The 349-nt window shown below is 52.1% G+C and carries 1 rRNA gene; it reads right to left on the bottom strand.

From position 1 onward, the window contains the following. Positions 1-260: 260 nt before the first annotated feature. Positions 261-349 (bottom strand): 16S ribosomal RNA (locus tag GJ688_RS21695); the annotation flags it as partial.

The raw sequence follows: 349 nt of genomic DNA, 5'->3' as shown, positions 1-349 counted from the left end.
AATTCAGAGTTTACTACACTCAGTTGAGCTTTTCAACCGGTAAGTTTCTCCAGTCCCTCAAAATCAAACAGTTGTGTCACGCTGCGTGCTAACCTTTCCGTTCGGACCTGTCCCATCTGGTCGCTTGCGAGATGATCTCGCTTGCACCCTGTTGGGAGGTCTCCGTCCGGTTCGACCTCGACATCTCACTGCATAGAGGGTTCATCTCTTCACTAGAAAAACGAGCAAGGTTTATCCTCTACCGTGACGAGTCTCCATAGAAAGGAGGTGATCCAGCCGCACCTTCCGATACGGCTACCTTGTTACGACTTCACCCCAATCATCGACCCCACCTTCGGCGGCTGGCTCC

It is taken from the genome of Heliobacterium mobile (assembly GCF_009720735.1).
Classification (GTDB): domain Bacteria; phylum Bacillota; class Desulfitobacteriia; order Heliobacteriales; family Heliobacteriaceae; genus Heliobacterium; species Heliobacterium mobile.
The sequence above is the reverse complement of the archived record's forward strand: the minus strand, read 5'-3'. Positions and strand labels throughout refer to the sequence as shown.